Below are 21,998 nucleotides of genomic sequence, written 5' to 3'. Positions count from 1 at the left end.
AGCACGGGCGTGTTCTCCTGTGGTAGGAGCTGGTGGTGCTCCTACCGCACGCCGCGTATGACAGCGTGCGGTAGGGCGCGTGGTGGTGCTGGCGGCGAGTCGTGTTGGATGGACTGCAAGGGGCCCGGCTTGCTAGCGCGTTGCCGGGCCCCTTGTTCGGGCTAGTCGTCCGCGGACTCGCCGTCCAGCTCGTCCACGTCGTTCACCTCGAGCGCGGTGCCCTCGTCGTCGCCGACGTCGTAGCCCGCGCCGATACGTTCGACGGGCGAGAGGGCGTAGCCCCATGTCTCCAGCTGCAGCAGGTAGCTCTTCCCCTCAGCGTCCGGCGATCGCCACGTGTTGCGGCTCGTGCCGCTCTCGTACGCGCCGAGCACGATGGCGAGGGTGACGAGACCCGCCTTCTGCGGCTGGTCGGCCACCAGGTCGGCCAGGACGGACTTGCCGTAGCCGCGGTAGCTCGTGTCGAGTCCGAGCAACTCCGCTGCGGTGGTCGTTCCACGCTCGAGGAGCGCGCGGCCGTGCTGGGCGAGGCTGGTCGCGATGAAGGGTCCACAGTCCTTCGGGAGTGACTTCCGGGCCAAGAATTGGGTCAGCCAGCGAACTCGCACCACCGTGCCTGCATCCCACTCGCGGTTTCGGCGGATCAGCAGCTTCCGCGCGGCCTTCTGTTCTTCGGTCATCGGTCCGCTACCAGGGTTGCGGCCCTCGTACCGGTCGCGGTACCCGTAGGCGGCCGCGTCGACCATGTACTCGCTCTCAACGATGCCGTTCCAGCTGATACTGACCGCGACCCTGACGTCCGGTTCGCCGGTCGCGGTCACCGGCAGGGACTCGTCTCGCACGAGGTTCCGCAGCAGCTGCACGCTCGTGTCAGGCGCAAGCTCGTCACGCCGGAGGATGGCTCGCCCTTCCGCCTCCAGTTCCTTCTCCCGCCCGCGGATCGTCTCACGTCGTTCCCGTGCCGACCGCGCATTCTCGAGGTAGTGATCGAAGCGCTCGGGGTCGTCCACCGCGGCCTCCAGGAGCTCGGCGTGAACGTCGGGCTCGTCGGCGAACTCGAGGCTCGCCGCCAGGTGGAGAAGGTCAATGTTCGTGCCGAACTCGTCCGCGACCTTAAGGGCGGTCTCGTTCGTGCCTACCTCGACGGCAGCCTTGACCTCGTCCTTGCTGCGACCGAGTTGCTTGGCAACCTTCGGGATCGTCAGCCCTTCGAGCGTCAGCTGAGTCCAGGCGCGGATTCGCTCGCTGTTGGTGAGCGCGGTGCGTTCGTCGTTCTCGATCAGCTGCTCGATGATCCTGGTGGCCTCGGCGGTGTCGAGTTTGGTGAGGAATACCGGCAGCGGCTGGCCTGTGGCGCGCGCGGCAAGGGTGCGGCGTCGACCGGCACGAACGTGCACGGCCCCAGAGTCGTCCGTGTAGCCGAGCACGGGGGTCAGGATCCCGTGTTCGCGGACGGAGTTGACGAACGTGGGATCGAGGTCGCCACCCTCGCGGATGTTCGGGTCGAGGATCGCCTGGTTCGCGTCGACGTAGGTCAGTGTTGCGGTTGCGGTGGTGTCTGTCATGGTTCTCTCCTTCGGGATGCCCCGGCCCGTTGAGGGCCGGGGCGGGCTGGTCAGTGGATGAGGGTCGAGGTCTGGATGCTGGCGATCACGAGGTCGACGCGCTGGGCATCGGTGATGCAGCTCATGCCGCCGGCCTCATCGCTGCGCGCGGTGAACACTCCGCAGCCGTAGATGGGGGCGTCGTAGCCGAATCGTGCGGCGATCGCCGTCAGTGGGGCGTTCACGCGGTCGGTGTCTGCACCTGCGGCGTCGAGCCAGAGCACGAGACCGGCGTCAAGGTTGACCGCCAGCAGGGTGCTGCAGCCGATGTGATCTTCAATGGAGGCCGATCCCGGGTCGGTGTCGATCGTGATCAGCGTCAAGTTCCCTGCGTGGTCGGTGAGGATCCCGTGTGGCATAAGTTCTCTCCTTCTCTGCCAACTGTTCTTTTTGCCTGTCTGGCAGGAGCGAACCGGCGCAGCGGTGGGGGAGGGGGCAACTGACCGTGGAATACCGGACTGAGCGCAGCGAGGGAGGATATGCCGCGAAAGCGGTTGCCACCGGAGGAGCCGATGTGCAGGCTCGTGGAGCCAGACAGGCAAAACGCAGTTCAAACACTCCGCCGCCAACGCCGGGCCGTGCAGCGGTGTTCTACGCTGCTGCGCGCTTCCAGCGCGACTCAGGTTGGAGGATGCCCGCGGCGACGTGCACGGCGCAGCCGTGTGAGCGCCCGCCTGGCTGCTGAGGCGATGGTGCAGGCTGACGCGATCGCGCCGAGTACGGCACCGAGGATCTCGATGGTTTCCATGTCGAGGGTGGATAGGTGCCCCCGGTGCCTCGGATCGGACAGCGCCGCTCGAGATTGTTATGCGGCGTCGACGTCGGCTGCGATCGGTGCGGGTCTGAGGATGCCTTCGCGCACGAGCGCCGCTGCTGTGGGGTGATCGAATCGACCAGGGCCGCGGCTGGGGTATCTGGGGTAGTCGGGGCGGTCGTTCTGATCGAAGAGGACGACGCCTGTTGGCGCTCGGCGGCCGCGTCGACGTTTGTGCGGTCGACGCATCCACGTCAGCTCCGCTTGCCACCATGCCCACGTGGCTCTCTCGACGTCGTATCGAGCTGCCCTCTGCTCGAGGTAGCCGTCGACCTCAAGCAGCTGCGCCACCTGGTCGCGGCGGTCGTCGTCGGGGCGGTTCCATCCGGTCGACGACGTTCTCGAGCTGAGCGTGTACCAGGCCAGCCGGCGCAGTGCTCGTCGAGTCTCACGGGGGGAGATCCCGCTGAGGGCGGTGAGCTCGGCGGGGGAGCGGGAGACGTCAGGGGAGAGCGCTGCGTAGGTTCGTCCAGCTGTGCGACCTAGAGAGCGCGGGGCAGCGAACGTGTCGTGCGCGAGGGTGTGCAGAGATCCCGCGAGCTGATTAATCCACCAGGTGCGTGCGTCGCTGCCGGCGCTCGGGGAGGGGCGCGTGGCCGCTTGTGACCACTTAGAGTCCTCTGCTCCTGTGGAGAACCGATGCGAGAGGCGATAGGTCGCGCCGTGCACGCCTTCGGCGGCGTCGACGCGCACCAGCCAGCCGCTCTCGACGTCGTGGGGATCTTCGGGAGCACTCAGGGCGATCAGGGCCAGGCGGCACGCCTCGCGGCCGTAGCCGGTGTCCTGGGCCAGGCGGCGCACGTCGACCTCGACGACGCTGCGGGCGGCTTGCACGAGGTACAGGCACACGGCGCGCAGTACGGCGCGGTGGCTGTAGCGGCCGCGGGCGGCGCGAGCGCTACGGGAGAGGCCGTCCATGCCCCAGAGGCCGGGCATGGCTTCTGCGCGGCTCTCAGCGGCGCGTACAGCCTGTGTGACGGCGATCGCGCGTGCTTGGAAGTCGGCGTCTTGGTTGTCGCCGGCGATCGGGTTGGCGGCGACGTAGTAGACGGTGCGCTCCCAGTCGGCCGCGAGGCGGCGCAGGGCGACGTTGTGCGGCACGGCGGCACGTCCGCCGGCGGTGGGGCGGCTGCGGGCGTGCTCGAGGGCGGGGGAGTGCTCGAGTAGCGCGGCGACGTCGGCGTAGCGCCACCGGGCGCGCGCGAGGCCGGCGAGGACAGCGGCCTGCGTGGTGGAGCTGTCGGCCGCGGTGGCCTCGTTCATGAGTGCGCGGATGCGGGCGCTGGGATCTCGGCGCCGACCGATCAGGTGCGGGTGGCCGTGCTCGTCGCGGCTCATGCCGCGGACGATGCTCACGGGCGCTGCGGGCATGGCCGCTCCCGCGTCGACCAGGAAGGCGCGTAGGAGGGCCAGCTGGTCGACGGTGGTGGCGGCGCGCTGCAGCGTCTCGATCGACCCGTGGGTGATCGTGGATGAGCCGCCGTCGCGGTGCGGGGCGCCTGGTGGGCGCACGCATCCGGTGTCGGGGTTGCTGAGGGGGCTCTTGTCGAGCGAGGCGAGCAGGCTGCCGGCGAGATCCGCGAGCTCGCGGATCAGCTGCGGGTCGGTGGCCTCGTCGAGGGCGATCCAGACGTGGCGGCCGCCGCTGGGGCCCGACACGGCGACCACGTGGGCGATGTTGAGCTCATCGAGCCAGAGGCTCAGCCTGCCGGCGTCGTGGGCGGCGTTGCCGGCCTTGGCGTCGAGGTCGAAGCAGAGGAACAGGTAGCCGTCGCGGCTGGCGAGGTACATCGCCCACGGCCCGCCGGGGCGATCGCCGTCGATCGGTGCTGTGCTCGAGTAGGTGTTGCTGTAGCCGGTGCTGTCCTGCTCGAGCACGGCCACGCGCACGCGATCGCGGGGGCTGAGCTGGCGCGTCAGCGTCCAGCTGGCCGCCGCGCGCTCGGATTCTGTTGCAGGAGAATCGCCCAATAAAGGGACCTCTATCCCGCGGGTATGCGTTACTATCGCTACATCACCTCCTCAGAGGACGTAGAAGGACCCCCGGTCCTTCCGGGCTTCTGGTTGTGTTACCTAGCTCGAACCTCGCGACGCCAATCACAGAGGGTTTGAGCTGAGACTTGGGAAGGCCGCCGAGAGGCGGCCTTCATCTCTTAAGCGGCTGTCGTGGTGGCCTCCTCGATGCCGTCGAGTGTGGGGGAGAGCACAGGCAGACTGCCGTGCTCGGCTTCGAGGGCGGCTACAAGCCGCTCGACGTAGAGGGACAGCGATAGCTGGCCGGAGGCGGCGCGGGCCGCGTCAAGCTTGGCGTCCGTCTCCGGCGATAGCCGAATCTCAGTCCGCACGATCGGGAGGCCCACGCGCGGGCGCCGGTTTCTCTTGATCCCTGCGTTGCTCGTCATGCAGGAATCCTCGTGACTTAACGCCAGCGTTAACGGTAGGCGCGCGGTGTGTCGTGGGATGAGGATCAGTTCCATGTCACACCTACGTTGCGGAGGAACGGGATCGGGTCAACCCGCACCCCGTCGACGCTGATCTCGAGGTGCAGGTGCGGCCCCGTGCACACACCGGAGCAGCCGACTTCACCAATGTTCTGGCCAGCAGTGACGCGCTGGCCAGCGGCGACGAACACCCCGTCGCCGTACATGTGTGCGTAGGTGCTGACGATGCCGCCGCCGTGGTCGATGACGATCCAGTTACCGTAGCTGCCGTTGGGCCCTGCAGCGGAGACGATGCCGCCGCGAAGGGCGTAGATCGGCGTGCCGGTGGAGGCCTCGACGTCGGCGCCGCTGTGGAAGGGCTTGCTGCAGTATCCGTTCGTGCAGATCGACTCACGAGGCCCGTAGCCATCGCCGAGCCTTCCGTCGACGGGCTTGGCCCACCCCTGCGTGTTGACCTCGCCCGCAGGCCCGCCCGTGCAGGAGGGCTGGGTGCCGCCGAACGCGGTGATCAAGGTCACCGCGTGCTGGTAGGCGCCCTCAAATGCGTAGGGGTCTGCGGTGCGAAGCACGCTGTTGACAGCGAGGGTGGGAAGCATGTCCTCCCATCCGTCGGTCGAGGCCAGCTCGCGGTAGAAGGTCAGGCTTGCGATGGTGACGTTGCGACGGTTCTCGGCCGAGCCCCAGGGCGCGGCATCAGGCGCCTTGAACACGCCGAGACCCGCAGGGTCACCATCGAGGTTGATGAGGTCCGATTGTCCGATCGCGGCGGCGAGAGCAAGGGTCTGAGCCTGGATCGTGACGCCGAGGTTGGCGCCAGCGTTGACGACGGCGGCGGCGTTCTGCAGCTGCTCGCCTTGGAACTGGCCTACTTGATCTGGGAGGGCACCGGCGTTGACGCTGATCCCGGTTGCGCCGCAGGGTGGCGACGATAGGAGCACAACGAAGGCGATGATGCCGGCGATGAAGACGGCCGGAATTGCGAGGATCCCCGCGAGGTACTTCACCGTGGGTCCTTGGGCGTGATGCGTTCCGCGCGCCACGGCTCGTCGGCGCCGAGCTGCTGCAGGAGCACGGTGTAGCCGCCTGCCTCCGTGGGGATCTCCACGGTGGCCAGGAAGGCGGCCGAGGTGTCTGTGACAACGGCCGGGCCGATGATGTGGTCCGCGGGGATGTTCTCGGGCGCCACGCTTCGATAGGCGATCGCCGCGGCGGGGGTGAGCAGCGGGCTGAGTGCCGCCCACCAGGCGACAGGGTCACCGCCGTCGAGGAAGGCCTCGAGCGCGTGGGCGGCGGCGACGGCTGCTGCCGCTTCGGATGTGGGACCAGGCTCGCTCGGCAGGGGCATCAAGGGCTCTTCCCCGAGATGTTCCTCGTGAGCTCCGTTGGTGGGTGCGACCTGCCCGGTCAGGCCGCACCCGCCGAGCGTGAGCACCAGCAAGATACCCCCAGTTATGGGCAGCGTGCCCATCGTTCCCCCAGTCCGTCGCATACGCTATTGAGGATTTGTCTCGTGTGGGGGCTGGTTGGAGGTGGATTCGAGGAGCCTGACGAGCTCGTGCTTGTAGAGAATCCAGCTACCCTCCAGCTGCGTGCCCACCCCCGGCAAGTAGCCTGCGCCAAGCCATCGCCAAGCGGTCTGCTTGGTCTTGCCGAGGATCGTTGCCAGTTCCGGCACCGTGAGTTCTTCCGGGAAACGCTGGAGAAATTCGAGCGGCACGGTGTAGCGCTCGTCGGGGTTCTCAACGCGATGCTGCAGCACCTCGCGGAACACGATCCACGAACCTGCGACGCGATGTGCGGGGATCTTCCCCTCCTGAAGCCAGCGCCAGATGGTGGGCTCCTTGCGCCGCAGGATACGCGCGAGGTCGCGCACGGAGAGCACATCGGGCTGTGCAGCCCAATATTCCTCGTCAACCACGAGGAGCTCCGCGACGGTCATGGCGAGAGAATACAACACTCATAGTGAGGACAAGACAGGAAACGATAGAAAACCGTATTAGAGTGGGCATTGTCACTGCTTTCGGGGATGGCGGCTGGTAACTGCATTATCCCGAGCGACAGGGGGGGAGTCGCGGAAGACGGTGACGAATGACCGGGGAGGGGCCCGCGCCCCTCCCCGGTCGCCAAGACCCGAACTGGGTACAAAGCCCGGCGTCACGATCTCGGAATCTCCGACGTGGTTCCAGGTGTACATGTCATCGAGAGGACTAGCGAATGCTGATTAATCGAGTGCGCCGCGGGGGGCGGCGCGATGCGACCCGCCCGCACGGCGCGGCCCCGGAGTCCAGTAGTGGAGGCGTACGCACGCGCTGGCAGCGCGTGATCGGCGTCCTGGCCGCGCTGGTCCTTGGGCTTGGCGGGGCCGTTGTCGTGGCTGGACCGGCACAGGCCGCGGAGTACGGCTATGGGCAGTGGCTTGGTGGCTACTGGCACGGGAGCTACTACGAGCCCGGCTCGGGCTTCATCTACTGCCTCGACATGGACCGGGAAGACCCGGGAGGCGTGACAACGACCTTCACGGGACAGCAGACGTTCATCCCCGCCGCCGGCGGGGTGACCAACCTGTCCGGCAACTTGCTTGCCGGCATCAACTGGTTGATCTCCACCCACGGCCAGACGGCGGACAATGCGACCGCTCGCGCCGTCCATGACGCCATCTGGGCGGTGACCTCGGGCTACAACCCGAACACGGCTCTCGGGCAGCAGTTCAGGAGCCAGGTGCTGGCCTATGTGGCCCCACCAGCAACCGCGACCGGCTCGATTCAGATGACGTTCCAGGTGGATGGCAACAACAACTACTTGGGCACGCTGAGGATCTCGGCGATGAGCCACAGCCCAGCGTCAGGGATCATCACGCTCACGAACGGCGTGTTCACCGACACCGGCACGACCACCGCGCCGGCTCGTTCTCTGTCGGTCAGACGTTCCCGATCCGCGGCGTACCACCGACGCAGGATGGTGCGACCTACAAGATCGGTGCGAGCGCTGACCTGACCGCGAGCACCGGGGGAGGCTACGCCGCACAGTTGGGGGTCTGGGCGCGCGGGAACTACCAACGCCTCGGCGGCGCTGGTGGCCAGGTGTCGGGCACGGTGCGCATCCAGGGCACCGCCCTCGACCCGATGGATCGGTCCACGGCGTTCTTCCCGACCGTCGCGACCACGGTGGTCACTGAGGCCCTCGCCCCCGGCGACACGTTCAAGGACCAGCTGACGTTCGGGCTCGGCGACAACGGTGAGGGCGTGGTCAACGAGTGGCCGCAGGGCGCGACGGGCTTGTACTACCCAGTCGTCGCGAACTGCACCGTGTACGGGCCGTTCACCGATCGACCTGTGCAGTCCACCACGGTGCCGGCAGGCGCGCCCGTGGCTGGAACCTTCTCGGCGACCACCACGACGGCGGACGGCCCCACGGTGCCGTATGCCGTGGAGACCAGCGAGACGATGGACGAAGCAGGGTTCTACACCGCAGTCTGCTCGATCGACTACGCAGAGCAGGCCCTGTTCACTCAGAACTTCCTCGTCGAGGACTACTACTTCCAGGATGACTTCGGCCAGCTGGTTGAGACCTCGATCGTGCCGTTCTCCGTCGAGGTCTCGACCCAGCTCTCGACGGCGGAGGCGACGGTTGGCGCGGCGGGCCTGACCGATGCGATCACGCCGCGCCTGACGGGCGGCGCGTGGTTGCGCGACGGCGGCACTCGCGTGCCTGTCGAGGTCACAGGAACCTGGTACTGGTCCGCGACGGAGCCGGTTCAGTCTGCATCCGCCCCCTCCGGCGCTGAGGTCCTTCAGGTGACGTCGACGACGTTGGCCGGGCCGAGCGTCCCGGTGGTGGCGCCTGCGCCACAGATGCCCTATCGCAGCGGGTGGGTGACCGTCCAGTGGTGCGTACAGCCCAGCGTGTATGTGCAGGCAGCTTGTGACGACTACGGCGTCCCGGCCGAGACCGTGCGGCTGTTCGGTCCGGAGTTCTCCACGAGCGCGCCAGAGGAAGCCGCACCCAGCGACGACATCAGCGACACGGCGATCGTCACCGGGCCGGTGCCGACGGCGGGCGTGAACCTCGCCTATGCGGCTTACCACCAGGCGGATGCCGACGCGGTCGCGGTCTGCGACGCGGCGAACCTGGTGTTCGAGACCAGCCCCGTGGTGATCACGGATCCTGGCAGTTACGACAGCGAGCCGCTGCGTATCGGTCTCGAGCACGTGGGTGCGATCGCGTGGGTACTCACGGTGACCGCGGTCGACACCGGTGATGTGCTGTTCGTGGGGGAGTGCGGTGACCCAGCCGAGGTCACGCGTGTCGCGCTCCCGACCGTCGTGACGGAGGCGATCAAGGGCGGGAGCGTTGGCGGCACGATCGCGGATGTCGCGATCGTGGAGGGCCCGATCCCCACGAATGGCGTGGAGCTGAGCTTCGCCGGGTACCTCCAGCCGGATGTTGACTCGGAGATCTGCGACGCGAGCACCCTGGTGTTCGAGTCGGAGGAGCTTCTGCTGATCAGCCAGCCGGGCGAGTACGAAAGCGAACAGTTCGACGTGCTCGAGGAGCACGTCGGCACGGTCCTGTGGAGCGAGACTGCCACGATCCGTGACGATGAGGGGGCGATCGTCTGGCAGCACGTGGGCGAGTGCGGATTGGCGAACGAGACGACATTCGTGCTCGACGTGAGCACGGAAGCGACTGTTCGCATCACCGCCGGCGAGGCCGCGCAGGATGTCGCCCACGTAGCTGGGCCGATCCCCGACGTGCAGGAGACTGGTCTGCGGACGGAGCTGGTCTTCGAGGCATTCGCGCAGGGCGGTTCCACGACCTGCGCGGCCGAGGACCTGGTGTTCACCACTGCGGCCGACCCGATCGTGGTCACCGACGAGGGTTCCTTCGAGTCACCGTGGAGCACGTTCGACCAGTCGGGCGAGGTCTATTGGGTGGCGAGCGTTCGGTTCATCGACGAGGACACCGATGAACCTGCGCTCGCGCATGTGGGTGAGTGTGGCGATCCGAGCGAGATCACCGTCGTGGAGCTGGCGTTCACAGGCGTGGCCGTGACGGCGGGCCTCTGGGTGGGCCTGTTCATCCTGCTCACCGGTGGCGTGCTGTTCGCCGTCAGCCGTCGACGGAAGGTCGATACGGCGGCCTGATGCACCACGAGAAAGCCCCCGCAGCTGTTGGCTGCGGGGGCTTTCTCGTGCGCGGGGAGCTAGCAGAGGTAGAACTGGATGTACGTGCCCATGTTCTCGTACGTCCAGGGCTGGTCGATGCTCGAGACGCTGGTGCCGCCGGGGCCGGGATCGTGGGTGTAGTACGGCGCCCACATCACGCACGAGCCTGGATCGACGTACGCACCATTGGTCTGCACGTACCGGGTCTGATCGACGACGGGCTCCGGCTCCGGCTCTGGCGCCGGCGCCGGCGGGGCCGGGGCCGGGGGAGCGGCTTCGCCGCCTCCGCCGCCTCCGCCCGTTTCGCCGCCCCCATCGCCACCTTCCGGGACGGGCGCTGGGTCAGCTGGACCCGACGTCGGGGACGGGGTGGACGTGGGCGTCCGGGTGGGTGTTGCTGTCGGCGTGGCGCGCAACGTGGGGCTGCTCGCGGCGTCCGGCGGGCCGCTCGGGCTTTGGCCAGCGATGGCCGCCGCGGTGATGCCCCCGAGGAGCAGAACTCCGCCGAGTCCTGCCGCGATCACAAGCTGTCGCCGCGAGACACGCCGCGGTGCTGGTGCTGGTTCGTTCTGCGTCATAAATCCCCCTTGGGTCAATGTTACTGATGACTGTTCCTCACTCGAATGATAGATTACGATACTGATGAATGCGAAACAGAACCGTCTAGGGCTGCAAGGATAGTTGCGGCGAACGAACGTCCAGGGGGATCGAGTGACGCACGCACAAGAGGTCGGGGAAGGCACCGTGGCGGAGTTTCGGTGCCCGCACTGCTCGACCGCGCAGCTCCCGCGTCGTTTCTGTGTCAGCTGCGGCCGCGAGCTCGGCGCGGTCGGTGCACGAGCGGTGCAGCTGCCGGCACTCGAGCACGCGGCGGAGGTTGCCGCGGTCGCACCGCCGACCGGTGTCGCCGCACCGCGGCGCCGCCTCTCGCGCGTCGGCCCGAGTGGTGGCGCCTCGACTCTGCACTGGGTTGGCGTGCACGGCGGCGCCGGCGAGACGACCCTCGCTGCTGTCGTTCCTGGCTCGGTCGCAGCCGGACACGGGTGGCCCCTGCGGACCCTGTCGCCGGTGGAGGCGCTTCTGCCGATCCCGGTGATTCTCGTGGCACGTTCCCACTGGACAGGCTTGGTCGCCGCTCAGAATGCCCTGCGCGAGTGGGCTGCCGGCGAGATCGCCCCACTACGGATGCTCGGCCTCGCGATCGTCGCCGATTCGCCGGTCAAGCAGCCGAAGCCGCTGCGCGATCTTGAGAGGCTCGTCGCTGGTGGCTCCCCGGCCACATGGCGCATCCCGTACGTAGCGGAGCTCCGGATTGGCCAACGGATCAGCCACGACAACCTGGATCCCGCACTCGAGCGATTTCGGCGCACGATCTCGTCCATCACCAACAACCTGTAAGGAAGCCACTATGCGTTACCTCTTCGCCCTTGTCCCGAGCATCGACGTCCCGCCGCCCGCCGCGCCACCCGGGGCGGAGAACATCCTGCTCATCGTGAGTTGGATCTTCTGGGCCGCGGCAATCGCCGGCATCATCGGCCTCATCGTGCTGGGTGGCACTATGGCGCTGGCCAACCAGCAGGGCCGCGGCGCTCCGGAGTTCGCCGGCCGTCTCGGCATGGTGGCAGTCGGTATCGTGCTCATTGGCGCTGCAGGCGGCATCGTCACCCTCCTGCTGGGTGTCTGAGCATGTCTGAGACAGCACCCGGGGCAGGACGCAGCATTTGGACGCGCCCGCTGACGATCGCGTCGGTCGTGCTGCTCATCCTGGTAGTTGCAGCAGGGATAGGGGTTGCGATCACTGCCGGTGCCGGCGGAGAGCCCGTATCCACCGCCACGCCCGGAACCCCGGCTTCGTCGTCGAGCGATAGTGCCTGCGATCTTCCTGCTGGCGATCAGTCGGTGCCTACGACCGAGGCGCCCGAAGCCGAGTGGGAGCTCGTCGACCGTATCGCGGCGCCCACAGCAGCCGGAATCGGACCGGGAGTGATCGCAGATGACGGCCTGCGGAGCTGTTTTGCACATTCACCTCTCGGCGCGCTCTTTGCTGCGACGAACTACTACGCGCAGGGTTCATCCCCGGAGCTCGCCCTCCGCAATGCGGAGGAGCATGTCGCGCCGGGAGCCGGAAGAGACGCCGTAGTTGCGGCCATCCGCAGCTCGGCCGCCAACGGCACGATCGGCGGGAACCCGGACGTGAGTGTTCAGTTCGCGGGCTTCCAATTCCTCGAGTATGAACCTGGCCGTGCTGTCATCGACATTGCTGGCCGGAATTCAAACGGGGGCGTTGCGTCGTTCGTGACCGAGCTGGTTTGGGTTGACGGTGACTGGAAGCTGGTCGTCCAGGACAACGGCCAGCCCGCGGTCCCCTCGCGACAGATTCCGAATCTCGCGGGGTACGTGAGCTGGAGCGGGGCATGAGCCCCGACAGCGGTTGCGACCCATTCGACTTCGGATGCGGGATTGGGGAGGTCATTGGCGGTATCGCCAATGACCAGCTCACGCAGGCCGCTCAGGAGGTCGCTGAGTCGTTCGGCAAGATCATGGCCTCCCTAGGCACCTTCTGGATCTACATCCCAACACCAAACCTCGCGGGCGGCGTTGGGTCCAACTCCGACGTCGTGCTACTCGTGCAGAACAGTCTCGTTTTCTTCGTCGCGATCGCTGCGCTCGTCTCGCTGATCATCGGCGGAGCACGCATTGCGATCACTCAGCGTGCGGAGGGCCTGCGGAAGGTGGCGTCCGGGATCTTCACGCTGGTGCTTGTGACGGCCGCCGGCGTGCCAGTTCTTAGCCTTCTGATCATTGCGGGCGATGAGTTCTCTATCTGGATCGTGAATCGAGCTACCGGCGGCACCGATTTTGGCACCAACCTCGGCATGGCCACAGCCCTCACGAGCCTGCTCGTCCCGGGCGGCCCGATCTTGGTGATCATCCTCGGCGTCATAGCCATTGTCGTTTCCTTGACGCAGGTCGTCCTGATCCTTGTGCGCATGGTGATGCTCGTAGTTCTGGCGGGAATGCTGCCGGTTGCTGGGTCCTTTGCTGCGACGAATGCGGGTGCGGACTCTCTCAAGCGCTACATCGGCTGGATCGTCGCTTTCTTGCTGTATAAGCCTGTCGCCGCTGTGATCTATGCGACTGCATTCGCCCTGATCTCGAACGGTGTGTTTCAGTACGACTCGAACACCCTCGATACGACAGGCCAGGCGACGATGAATGTGCTCGCTGGACTGCTTCTTATGATCCTTGCCGTGGCGGCGATCGGTGCTCTTATGCGATTTGCCGCACCGGCGGTGTCGGCCATAGGTGGGAGCGCAGCCGGTGGAGCCGTCGCCGCGGGCGTAGCTGCTGCCGCGAGCGGCGCAGTCTCGGTCATGGGTATGCGAAGCCTCGGAGGAGGACAGTCGGGCAACGCGGGTGCGACTGGTGGATCCGGGCCCTCGGGCGCGGGTGCGTCCCGCGCTCCGGGTGCCGGGGGCGTCGGGGCTGCGCCCGCGGCGGGCAGCGGCGCAGGTGCAGCTGCCTCGAGCGGCGGCGGCGCAGCCGCAGGCGCGAGCGCGGGCGCCGCCGGGGGGCCTGTCGGTGCTGGGGCCGGCCTCGCAGCGGGCGCAGCGCTTCAGGGCGTCTCGTCGGCGGCCAGCGCCACTCGAGCAGCGGCCGACGATGCTGTTGGCGGAGGCCCCGATGGCAGCAACTGAGTCGGCGAAGCTGCGCACCTACGGCAACTGGCGAGAGCCTCGGACGGCGGGGATCGGCAGCCTGGACTTCGGTACGACGATGGCCCTGCTTGGCGGCATGATCGTCCTGGTTGTGCTGCTCATGGCGACGAATATCTGGATCGCTCTCGCGGGCGCCGCGCTGCTCGCCCTCATTCTGTTTTCGGTCACACGCAAGGACAAGCACGGAAGGTCACTCATGAGCAGGGCGCAGGCCAGACTGGCATTCCGTCGAGGGCACCGGGCGAAGACGAACGTCTACCGCTCAGGTCCGCTGGGCTTCACTCCGTGGGGGAAGAACCAGCTGCCGGGACTGCTTGCGCAGACGGTACTCACGGAGCACCGCGATTCGTGGGATCGACCGTTTGGGCTCATCCATTTGCCCTCGAAGAATCACTTCACGGTGGTCTTCCAGGGTGACCCGGACGGGGCATCCCTGGTCGACCAGAGCCAGGTCGACCTGTGGGTCGCACACTGGGGGCAATGGCTGAACGCCCTTGGCAACGAGCCAGGCGCGGTCGCCGCCTCGGTGACGGTCGAGACGGCGCCTGATTTCGGGGCGCGGCTGCGTCGCGAGGTGGAGAGCACGATCTCGCCGACGGCGCCGGCACTCGCGCGGTCTGTGATGAGTCAGATTGTGGAGGAGTATCCCCGTGGGTCTGCCACGGTGCGTGCCTTTATCGCTGTCACCTTCCGCGGCCAGATGCGTGAGGGCGGACAGCGCCGTACGACGGAGGACGTCGCCCACGATCTGGCGAGCCGGATCGGCCTGATGAGCCAGCAGCTTTCAGGCACCGGCGCGGGTGCAGTACGCCCACTCTCCGCGCTCGAGCTGTGCGAGGTCGCTCGTGTCGCCTATGACCCGGCCGTCGCCGGGACGTTTGCCGATGCGCGCGCGAAGGGCGAATCTGTGTCGCTTGACTGGTCCGACGTCGGACCAGTCGGCGCCGACGCCGGGTGGAACTTCTATCGACACGATTCGGGGTACTCGAGGACCTGGCAGATGTCCCAAGCACCTCGAGGGGAGGTGTACTCCAACGTGCTGCAGCGGCTGCTTGAGCCTCACTCGTCCGTGGATAGGAAGCGGGTCACGCTTCTCTACCGTCCCGTGGAGCCCGGCCGCGCAGCCGAGCTGGTCGAGCGCGATCGAGCCCAGGCACAGGCGCGCACGCAGTCGGCCATGGTCCCGTCAATGCGATCGCTGACGGAGCATGCGCAGGCCGTCGCGACGGCGCAGGAGGAGGCGCGCGGCGCTGGACTGGTGAACTTCGGGATGGTGGTGACCGCCACGGTGCTCGATGAGGCGCGGATGCCGGATGCGGCCGCTGCGATCGAGAACCTGGCAGCGAGCGCTCGGCTGTTCCTTCGACCGATGAGCGGGTCGCAGGACTCGGGCTTCGCGGCCGCACTCCCGTTCGGCCTGGTACTCAGCGACTACATGCTGACCCCCAGCGCAGTACTGAAGGGCATGTGATGGCCTGGCCGTTCTCAAGACCGAAGGTGTCGGCGGCAACGTCGGCACGGCCGGTCAGGCCAGGTAGCCGAGGCTGGCTTGGTCCTGGACGTGGGGCGCAGACGCAGCTGCAGCCTGCACCTGAGTGGCGAGGCTCGACGGTCCAGGTGTGCGGCCTCTTTCCGTTCGCCGCGGGCGCCGGCGCGCCGGTGATTGGGGTGCCGCTCGGGCTACACCTGGTGACCGGCGCCGCCGTGAGCTGCGACCCGATCTCGTGGTTCACGAGAGCGAACATCATCTCGAATCCTTCAGCGTTCGTGTTGGGTCTACCTGGCCTGGGCAAGAGTTCACTCGTGCGCCGGATGATGCTGGGTCTCTCCTACCAGGGCGTGATCCCGCTCGTGCTGGGCGACACGAAACCTGACCATGTCGACCTGATTCGCGAGCTCGATGGTCAGGTGATCACCCTCGGCCCGGGCCGTGGGCATCTGAACATCCTCGACCCGGGCGAGGCACGAGCCGCTGCCGGCAGTCTGCGAGCGGCAGGGTACGACGAGCTCGCGGACCGTCTGATGGCCGAGGCCGGGGATCTCCGGCTGACGATGGTGGCGTCCCTGATCACCATCGCCCGCCGTGAGCCACCGACCGATCGGGAGGAGGCGATCGTCGAGCGCGCGCTGCAGCTCCTCGATGAGCGCGACATCAACGCCACCCCTGTTCTCGGTGATCTGCTCGAGGTGATTAGGTCGGCGCCGGAAGAGCTGCAGATGATCGCAGTGTCGCGCGGCCGCACCGACCGGTACCAGGAGATTACGGAAGGTCTTGAGGCGACGCTCGGCGGGCTGATCGGCTCGAGTCGCTTCGGGAGCATGTTCTCGAAGCCGACGAGCGTGTCGATGCAGCGCGATCGCCCCGTCGTCTTCGACGTGTCCGGCATCGGGGAGAACAACCAGGAGTTGCAGGCCGCCACGCTGCTCGCGTGCTGGTCCTACGGGTTCGGGACGGTCCGCGTCGCCGAAGCGCTGGCTGAAGCAGGGCTGGAGCCCAGCAGGCACTATCTGGTGGTGATGGACGAGATCTGGAAGAGCCTCCGTGTCGGCCACGGCCTCGTTCAGCGGATCGACGCGCTCACGCGCCTGAACCGGCAGCGCGGCGTGGGGCAGGTCATGATCACCCACACGGTGAGTGACCTCGAGCTCGCGAATGCGCACGAGACTGCGATGGCCAAGGGGTTCATCGAGCGCTCTGCGATTGTCATCTGTGGCGGTCTGCCGGATGCCGAGATGGGCAAGCTGCAGCAGGTCGTGCGTTACTCGCAGGCCGAGCAGGATCTCGTCGTGTCGTGGAAGACCCCGCCGGGCTGGGATACGGATGGGGGCGTCGCGCAGCCACCGGGCATGGGCAAGTTCCTGATCAAGGTCGGTGGCCGCCCCGGCATCCCAGTTCAGGTGGTGCTCACGCAGTCCGAGCTGGCGGTCAACGACACGAACAAGCGATGGTCCGAGAAGGCGGCAACGCCGCAGAGGCCCGTGCGCCGACTGCACGCGGTCGTCAACGAGTAGGAGCCCCAGTGAGTGCACCGTCCCGCCGAAGCAGCCTCGACAGCAGCGCTCAGACCTGGCTGCTGTTGGGTCTGGCCGCGGGCGCCGCGGCGATCGCGGGCAGCATCGTTGTCGCGTTCCGCCTCGGCTATGGTCTCGCGGGAATGCCGCTGCCGGCAGGGAACTGGGGTGCTGTGCTCCGAGGGCTCCTATCGGGCACCGTTGCTTGGCCCCTGCAGTCGTGGATCGTCCTGGCGTCGCTTCTCGTGGTGCTCGCCGCGGTGGCGACAGTGATCGTGCGCCTGGTGCGTCGCGGCGGGCACCAGCGTATCGATCGCGCTGCGCGGTACATGGGTCAAGGTCGGGAGATCCTCGACGTGACGCGCAGAGGTGCGGCCGCGAAAGCCGCACGCCTGGGAATCGAGGGGTCACCGGGGGTGCTCGTGGGAAGGACCGTCGCCGGCGGCGTGGACCTCATGACGAGCTGGGAGGACGTGGGGGTCTGCATTGCTGGCCCGCGCACTGGCAAGACGACGTCGCAGGTCATTCCCGCGATCGCAGATGCGCCGGGAGCAGTCGTGACGACATCGAACAAGCGGGACGTCGTTGACGCCACCCGTGCGCTGCGCGCGAAGGTCGGCCAGGTGTGGGTCTTTGACCCGCAGGGCATCGTGGACGAGCCCGCGACCTGGTGGTGGAACCCCTTGAGCTTCGTCACGAACGAGGTGAAGGCGGCGCAGCTGGCAAAGCTGCTCTCCGACGCTTCTCGCGACCGCTCCTCACGGCGCGATGCGTTCTTCGACGGCAGCGCGGAGACGCTGCTCGCAGGATTCCTGCTCGCGGCCGCGCTCGAGCGGCGACCCTTCGGGCAGGTGTACATGTGGCTTACCGACGTCAACGACGACGAGCCTGCGTATCTCCTGGCCAAGCATGGCCAGGAGAAGCCCTCCGCGAGCGTGCGCCAGATCGTCTCGGCTCCGGAGAAGCAGAAAGGCGGCATTTACGGCACAGCCCAGCAGATCATGGCCTTCATGATCAACGACGAGGCGATGCGCTGGGTCGAGCCTGCCGAGCTCGGGTCGCGGCCAGAGTTCTCGCCGGCAGAGTTCGTGCGATCGACCGGGACGCTCTACTCGCTCTCGAAGGAAGGTGGCGGCTCGACCGGCCCGCTGGTCACCGCCCTCACGGTGGCGGTGACGGAGGCCGCCGAGGACTACGCCAAGACGCAGCCTGGTGGTCGCCTTGCCCGCCCGATGCTCCTGGTGCTCGATGAGGCGGCGAACATCTGCCGATGGAACAACCTGCCCGACCTGTACTCGCACTATGGGTCGCGTGGGATCTCGATCATCACGATCCTGCAGTCGTGGTCACAGGGCGTCGAGGTATGGGGACGAGACGGCATGCAGAAGCTGTGGACTGCGGCCAACGCCAAGCTCTACCTCGGCGGCGTCGACGAGGAGCAGTTCTTGGCCGCCCTCTCTCAGCTCGTGGGCGAGTTCGAGGTGAGTGCGCGGTCGACGAGCCGCAGCTCCCAGGGGGTGACCAACTCGTTCCAGGCGCGCCGTGAGCGCATCCTGGATGTCTCGGACCTCCGCGCGATGCCGCGCGGCCGCGCCCTCCTGCTCTACTCGGGCACCCCTGCGATTCTCGTGCGTACGGTGCCGTGGATGAACGGTCCGCACGCCGGTGCAATCCGCGCCGCGATCGCCGGCGCGACGTCGCCGGCTCTCGAGCGGACGGCGCTGCCGGCATGAGCGAGGCGGACTGGGGGGAGGAACTGAACCCGTCGACGGGCGAGCTTGACGCACCGACGCCGGAGAACCCGGAGGGCGCACCCGAGTTGCGGTTCGCGACGCTCCCCGACTTCGTGGAGCAGTACCTGGTCCTGATCTATCAGCGAGATCTCGACATCGCGTCGAACCGGTGGTGCACGAAGTGGTGGTACCACGCTGAGGCGATCGCGCGCCTTGAGGCGATGTGGCGGGCCTGGGAGCTCCTGCGCCTCGACCCGGGCGAGGGAGGCTCGAACTGGTGGCTTTCGCACGCCGATCCGCACATGCGGGTCCTGCTCTCGGAGAACGGCCCGTTCCGGCACTGCCGCAAAGGTCTTCACGCTGAGGACGGGCGGTTGAGCCCTCTGCCCGTTGAAGTCGTGCCAGACGACCTTCGATCGGCGTTCGGCTGACGAAAAGGCCCCGGCGCGGTGTGCGCCGGGGCCTTTCTCTGCCCGCGATCAGCGACTGACGCTGCGCTCCTGCGCCACGTCAGTGCCGACCCGGCGAGGGCGACGTGCCTTACGGCCGGCGTCGACGGTCGCGGCACGCGGCGGGTAGGCCTGACCTTTGTCCGACGTGGTCTTCGCCTGCCTCACTTCCTCGTCCGCGTCCGCCAGGAGCCGCGCGGCCGCCAGCTCGTGTGCGACCGCATCGCCCTGCAGGGCGTCGGCACGATCGCGCAGCTGATCCTCCCTGGCCTCGTCTGCAGGGATGTCGTCGACGTAGCCGGCGTCACGCGAGCTCTGCAGGGCATCCGCCTCGAGCAGCAGTTCGACCGCTTCTCGTTCTAGCCGCTTCTGCTGGGAGATCTCGTGCTCGGCCGCGCCGTGCAAGGCCAGGATGCGCTGCAGGTGCTCCCGTACCTGGTCCGGTCGCGCCCCGGTGTTAGCCATGTCGAGATCCCACCGGCTCTGGACCTCGCGCTCGATGTGCTGTGCCTTCCGCTCCATCTCCGGGTCGATGGCCCGCCACGACGTGGCGGTCTGCCACGCAGCAGTGATGTCGGCCGCGTCTGCGCCCGACCACCACTCGGGCCGGTCGACCACTGCGAGCTCGGCGCGTGCCGCCAGGCGCTCGCTGTCGAGCCGGTTCTGCAGTTCGCGAGCCTCCTGGGCGCTGCGAGCCTCCGCGTGACGCAGCTGGTTCTCACGCAGTCGCGCGACCTGGTCACCGATGCGCGACGCCGCCATAAGGCCGGTCCGCAGCGCGTTGCTGATCTCTTCGTCCACCCCGTCTTGTTCAGCCATCTCTCTCCCCTTGTTCTCGTTCTCGATCAGCGATCGAGGTCTGCCGCGCGGTCCGGCGAGAAGCCCTCGTCCGGTCGGCGAGTCGGTGTGCTTGGCGGCGCCGCGTGCGGCCGCGCGGATCCGCTCTCGAAGCGTCGAACCTCGTCGACGGCGAGCCCAGCTGCTGTGGTCGGCGGCGCCGCCGGCGCCGGCATGGTGGCGGTCACCGCAGCAAGCTGCGTACGAATGACTGTGGCCATCTGAGCGGCACGACGTGCGTCGCCTCGAGCCGCGATCACGTCGTGCATGGCCTGCGCCACCCGAGCCAGCTCGCGGATCAGCATCAGCTGCGCCGTCACGCTGTCCGGTCTGAGCGCCGAGGCAGCGATGAGTAGCGCGGTCGAACCCGCGTTCACGAGTCGCGTCGGCCGCGGACGCACCTGGTGCGCACGGATCTGCGCGCTGCGCGCAAGCTCATCGGAGACTCGAGCGAGCGGCCCAGGCCCGTCGACCTCGACTCGCTGGGACCAGGCCGCGAACACGCCAGCAGATTCTCGAGCGACGACCGCCCACGTCGCCGTGTCATCCATCGGCACCCCGCGCAGCTGCTCGCGCAGCTCGCGCACGTCGCTCGCGTACTGCTTCCACAGCTCCGGATCCGGCTCACGAGCCTCCCCGCCCGGCGCCGCCGGCGGCTGGCCGTTGTACGCTGCCCGCCACTCGGCGATGGCCGCGGTGCTGCCCTCCACCGTGTCAGGCCAGTCCGCGCGAAGGCGCGGGAGGGTCAGGTCGCGCGCGAGCTTTCCCCCGCCGAACCACACCGGCTTTGCGGCCGCGGCACGCGGCCGCAAAGCCACGGAGTAGCCGGCGACAACGTCGGTGGTGCCCTGCGCGAAACGTGGGCGGATGAGCAGTCCTGCTCGCCGAGCTCGTCGAACGAACTCGGCCTCGTCAGCCGACGTCGCTGCGGCCGCGCGTACCATCCGAGCGAGCGCCACCGAGTCGGGCTCCACATGTCCTCGAGCGCGGGACCCGGCGTCGACCGCCGGATCGACGCCGCGCGTGCCAAGGCCCGCCGCGCGATCGCCAGTGATGGCGAGGCCGTGCTCCTCCTCGAGCTCACGGCAGACGCGTTGTGCTCGATCGAAGTCGTTGTGCACGCTCGCTTTCGTCCCGTCTGCACGAACGAGCGACACCGCGATGTGCACGTGGTCATTGCCGTTCTTCGAGAGCCCGTGACGGACTGCAACCCACCGGCACTCGGCCTTCCCGCTCTCCGCCGTGAAGCCCATCCGATCTACGAACTGTGTTGCGATGGTCTGCCATTGCTCGTCGCTGAGCTGACCCTCGTCAGCGCTCAGCGACAGCGAGCAGTGCCACACGTGGGCTGGTCGACGCTCCTCGAGCAGCACGCCGCTGCCGGCGTCGACGGTGCGCTTCAGAACGGTGACCTCAGTGCCCATGAGGCGCCGCGACTCGTCCAGCTCGTTGGCCATCACAAGAGCGTCCTCGTGGCTTAGCTCCCGCCCACCCCACGTCATCAGCAGGTCCGCGTCGCCGGCGACGATGTGCGGGTTCGAGTGCTCGTTCGCCCGCCCCTCGCCCACGAGGTAGGACATCAGCCCACCGAACCGATCACCCCGCGTGATGTTCGGAATCACGACCGCGCCAGGCCCTCGATGATCGCGTTGATCTGCGGTCGCAGATTCGCGTAGTCGAGAGCGACGTCGCTTGCCCAGGCAGGAACGTGGCCTTCGCCGTTCGTGTACCGCGCCACCTGGTTCGTGTTGTTCGCGATCGACGCAAGCAGTCGGCGAAGCTCCGACAGCTCGAAACCCAGCTGCCGCCGCTCCGTCACCGTCTCACCGCTGCCCGTGAGCGTCCGCTCGAGCAGCAGGCGCGGCACGCTGACGCCAAGCTCGTCCGCGGCCGCACGCAGTGCGTCAGCTTCCTCAGGCGTCGCCTTCACACGGAAGTCGATGCTCCGGCCGCCGGCGACATTCGCTCGTCGACGTCGCCCGAACAGGCTCGCTCGAGTGTCACCCGACATCTCGTGCCCCCTCCCGGCCCAGCGCAGCGACCCCGCTCCTGGGCGGGGACCATACGGCCAGTATGCCGATGCTCGACGCGAAAGTCGAGCATCCAAGCCCACTTAGGTCCCCTAAGTGTATAGCTTGCTCCGCACTCGGCCCCCGGAGGGCCGTGGCGGTGCACTGTCTCAGCAGCCATGCGGCACTGGGCGCTGCCTCCGGCAGCCAGCACC

At 67.7% G+C, this 21,998-nt stretch carries 21 protein-coding genes; 10 read left to right on the top strand and 11 right to left on the bottom strand.

Going from position 1 to position 21,998, the window contains the following annotated elements; all coding sequences use genetic code 11:
- Window positions 1-161: 161 nt before the first annotated feature.
- The 7 genes from PYV02_RS14810 to PYV02_RS14780 all read right to left on the bottom strand — a co-directional run bounded on the left by PYV02_RS14810 (window position 162) and on the right by PYV02_RS14780 (window position 6,798).
- Window positions 162-1,565 (bottom strand): ParB/RepB/Spo0J family partition protein, encoded by a 1,404-nt coding sequence (locus PYV02_RS14810; RefSeq protein WP_275759838.1) that lies wholly within the window; start codon window positions 1,563-1,565, stop codon window positions 162-164.
- 50 nt (window positions 1,566-1,615) lie between these two features.
- The gene (locus PYV02_RS14805) at window positions 1,616-1,963 is read right to left on the bottom strand and encodes a hypothetical protein (protein WP_275759837.1); all 348 of its coding nucleotides are present in this window, start codon (window positions 1,961-1,963) and stop codon (window positions 1,616-1,618) included.
- Between the two features lie 446 nt (window positions 1,964-2,409).
- Window positions 2,410-4,389 (bottom strand): hypothetical protein, encoded by a 1,980-nt coding sequence (locus PYV02_RS14800; protein ID WP_275759835.1) that lies wholly within the window; start codon window positions 4,387-4,389, stop codon window positions 2,410-2,412.
- Between the two features lie 182 nt (window positions 4,390-4,571).
- Window positions 4,572-4,820 (bottom strand): hypothetical protein, encoded by a 249-nt coding sequence (locus tag PYV02_RS14795; RefSeq protein WP_275759833.1) that lies wholly within the window; start codon window positions 4,818-4,820, stop codon window positions 4,572-4,574.
- A gap of 65 nt (window positions 4,821-4,885) precedes the next feature.
- Window positions 4,886-5,863 carry a M23 family metallopeptidase gene (locus tag PYV02_RS14790; RefSeq protein ID WP_275759832.1) on the bottom strand — a complete coding sequence of 326 codons (978 nt, stop codon included), beginning with the start codon at window positions 5,861-5,863 and terminating at the stop codon, window positions 4,886-4,888.
- Window positions 5,860-6,204, bottom strand: a complete 345-nt coding sequence (locus tag PYV02_RS14785) for a hypothetical protein (RefSeq protein WP_275759830.1) — start codon at window positions 6,202-6,204, stop codon at window positions 5,860-5,862. Before PYV02_RS14785 ends, PYV02_RS14790 begins: the two co-directional genes overlap by 4 nt.
- Before the next feature lie 147 nt (window positions 6,205-6,351).
- Window positions 6,352-6,798 carry a helix-turn-helix domain-containing protein gene (locus tag PYV02_RS14780; protein ID WP_275759829.1) on the bottom strand — a complete coding sequence of 149 codons (447 nt, stop codon included), beginning with the start codon at window positions 6,796-6,798 and terminating at the stop codon, window positions 6,352-6,354.
- Between the two features lie 380 nt (window positions 6,799-7,178).
- On the opposite strand from PYV02_RS14780, the gene PYV02_RS14775 reads away from it, so the two are divergent.
- Window positions 7,179-7,853, top strand: a complete 675-nt coding sequence (locus PYV02_RS14775; RefSeq protein ID WP_275759828.1) for a hypothetical protein — start codon at window positions 7,179-7,181, stop codon at window positions 7,851-7,853.
- Window positions 7,854-7,885: 32 nt separating this feature from the next.
- Window positions 7,886-10,003: a hypothetical protein gene (locus PYV02_RS14770; RefSeq protein WP_275759827.1), complete on the top strand. Its 2,118-nt coding sequence runs from the start codon at window positions 7,886-7,888 to the stop codon at window positions 10,001-10,003.
- A gap of 59 nt (window positions 10,004-10,062) precedes the next feature.
- Here PYV02_RS14770 and PYV02_RS14765 read toward each other — a convergent pair whose 3' ends face one another.
- A complete protein-coding gene (locus PYV02_RS14765; RefSeq protein WP_275759826.1) occupies window positions 10,063-10,221 on the bottom strand; it encodes a hypothetical protein in 159 nt (52 codons plus the stop codon).
- Window positions 10,222-10,735: 514 nt separating this feature from the next.
- Between PYV02_RS14765 and PYV02_RS15365 the strand changes: the two genes are divergently transcribed.
- The 8 genes from PYV02_RS15365 to PYV02_RS14725 are packed head-to-tail and all read left to right on the top strand — an operon-like array spanning window position 10,736 to window position 18,919.
- Window positions 10,736-11,422, top strand: coding sequence for a DUF6668 family protein (locus PYV02_RS15365; protein ID WP_338056627.1), 687 nt, complete (start codon window positions 10,736-10,738; stop codon window positions 11,420-11,422).
- Between the two features lie 10 nt (window positions 11,423-11,432).
- The gene (locus PYV02_RS14755) at window positions 11,433-11,708 is read left to right on the top strand and encodes a hypothetical protein (RefSeq protein WP_275759824.1); all 276 of its coding nucleotides are present in this window, start codon (window positions 11,433-11,435) and stop codon (window positions 11,706-11,708) included.
- 2 nt (window positions 11,709-11,710) lie between these two features.
- Window positions 11,711-12,442, top strand: coding sequence for a DUF8175 domain-containg protein (locus PYV02_RS14750; protein WP_275759823.1), 732 nt, complete (start codon window positions 11,711-11,713; stop codon window positions 12,440-12,442).
- Window positions 12,439-13,722, top strand: coding sequence for a TrbL/VirB6 family protein (locus PYV02_RS14745; protein ID WP_275759822.1), 1,284 nt, complete (start codon window positions 12,439-12,441; stop codon window positions 13,720-13,722). The genes PYV02_RS14750 and PYV02_RS14745 overlap by 4 nt, the downstream gene beginning before the upstream one ends.
- The gene (locus tag PYV02_RS14740) at window positions 13,709-15,214 is read left to right on the top strand and encodes an SCO6880 family protein (protein WP_275759821.1); all 1,506 of its coding nucleotides are present in this window, start codon (window positions 13,709-13,711) and stop codon (window positions 15,212-15,214) included. The genes PYV02_RS14745 and PYV02_RS14740 overlap by 14 nt, the downstream gene beginning before the upstream one ends.
- Window positions 15,214-16,755 (top strand): P-loop NTPase family protein, encoded by a 1,542-nt coding sequence (locus PYV02_RS14735; protein WP_275759820.1) that lies wholly within the window; start codon window positions 15,214-15,216, stop codon window positions 16,753-16,755. Before PYV02_RS14740 ends, PYV02_RS14735 begins: the two co-directional genes overlap by 1 nt.
- Window positions 16,756-16,763: 8 nt before the next feature.
- The gene (locus tag PYV02_RS14730) at window positions 16,764-18,488 is read left to right on the top strand and encodes a type IV secretory system conjugative DNA transfer family protein (RefSeq protein ID WP_275759819.1); all 1,725 of its coding nucleotides are present in this window, start codon (window positions 16,764-16,766) and stop codon (window positions 18,486-18,488) included.
- Window positions 18,485-18,919: a DUF4913 domain-containing protein gene (locus PYV02_RS14725; protein WP_275759818.1), complete on the top strand. Its 435-nt coding sequence runs from the start codon at window positions 18,485-18,487 to the stop codon at window positions 18,917-18,919. The genes PYV02_RS14730 and PYV02_RS14725 overlap by 4 nt, the downstream gene beginning before the upstream one ends.
- 48 nt (window positions 18,920-18,967) lie before the next feature.
- On the opposite strand, the gene PYV02_RS14720 is transcribed toward PYV02_RS14725, so the two are convergent.
- From PYV02_RS14720 to PYV02_RS14710, 3 genes are read right to left on the bottom strand one after another with little or no spacing between them, the layout of a single operon-like run.
- A complete protein-coding gene (locus tag PYV02_RS14720; RefSeq protein ID WP_275759817.1) occupies window positions 18,968-19,756 on the bottom strand; it encodes a hypothetical protein in 789 nt (262 codons plus the stop codon).
- Window positions 19,757-19,782: 26 nt separating this feature from the next.
- Window positions 19,783-21,354: a relaxase/mobilization nuclease domain-containing protein gene (locus PYV02_RS14715; RefSeq protein ID WP_275759816.1), complete on the bottom strand. Its 1,572-nt coding sequence runs from the start codon at window positions 21,352-21,354 to the stop codon at window positions 19,783-19,785.
- 38 nt (window positions 21,355-21,392) lie between these two features.
- Window positions 21,393-21,785 (bottom strand): plasmid mobilization protein, encoded by a 393-nt coding sequence (locus PYV02_RS14710; protein ID WP_275759815.1) that lies wholly within the window; start codon window positions 21,783-21,785, stop codon window positions 21,393-21,395.
- Window positions 21,786-21,998: the final 213 nt, after the last annotated feature.

It is taken from the genome of Antiquaquibacter metalliresistens (assembly GCF_029211225.1).
GTDB lineage: Bacteria > Actinomycetota > Actinomycetes > Actinomycetales > Microbacteriaceae > Rhodoglobus > Rhodoglobus metalliresistens.
This window is presented reverse-complemented; position numbering and strand designations above follow the sequence as displayed.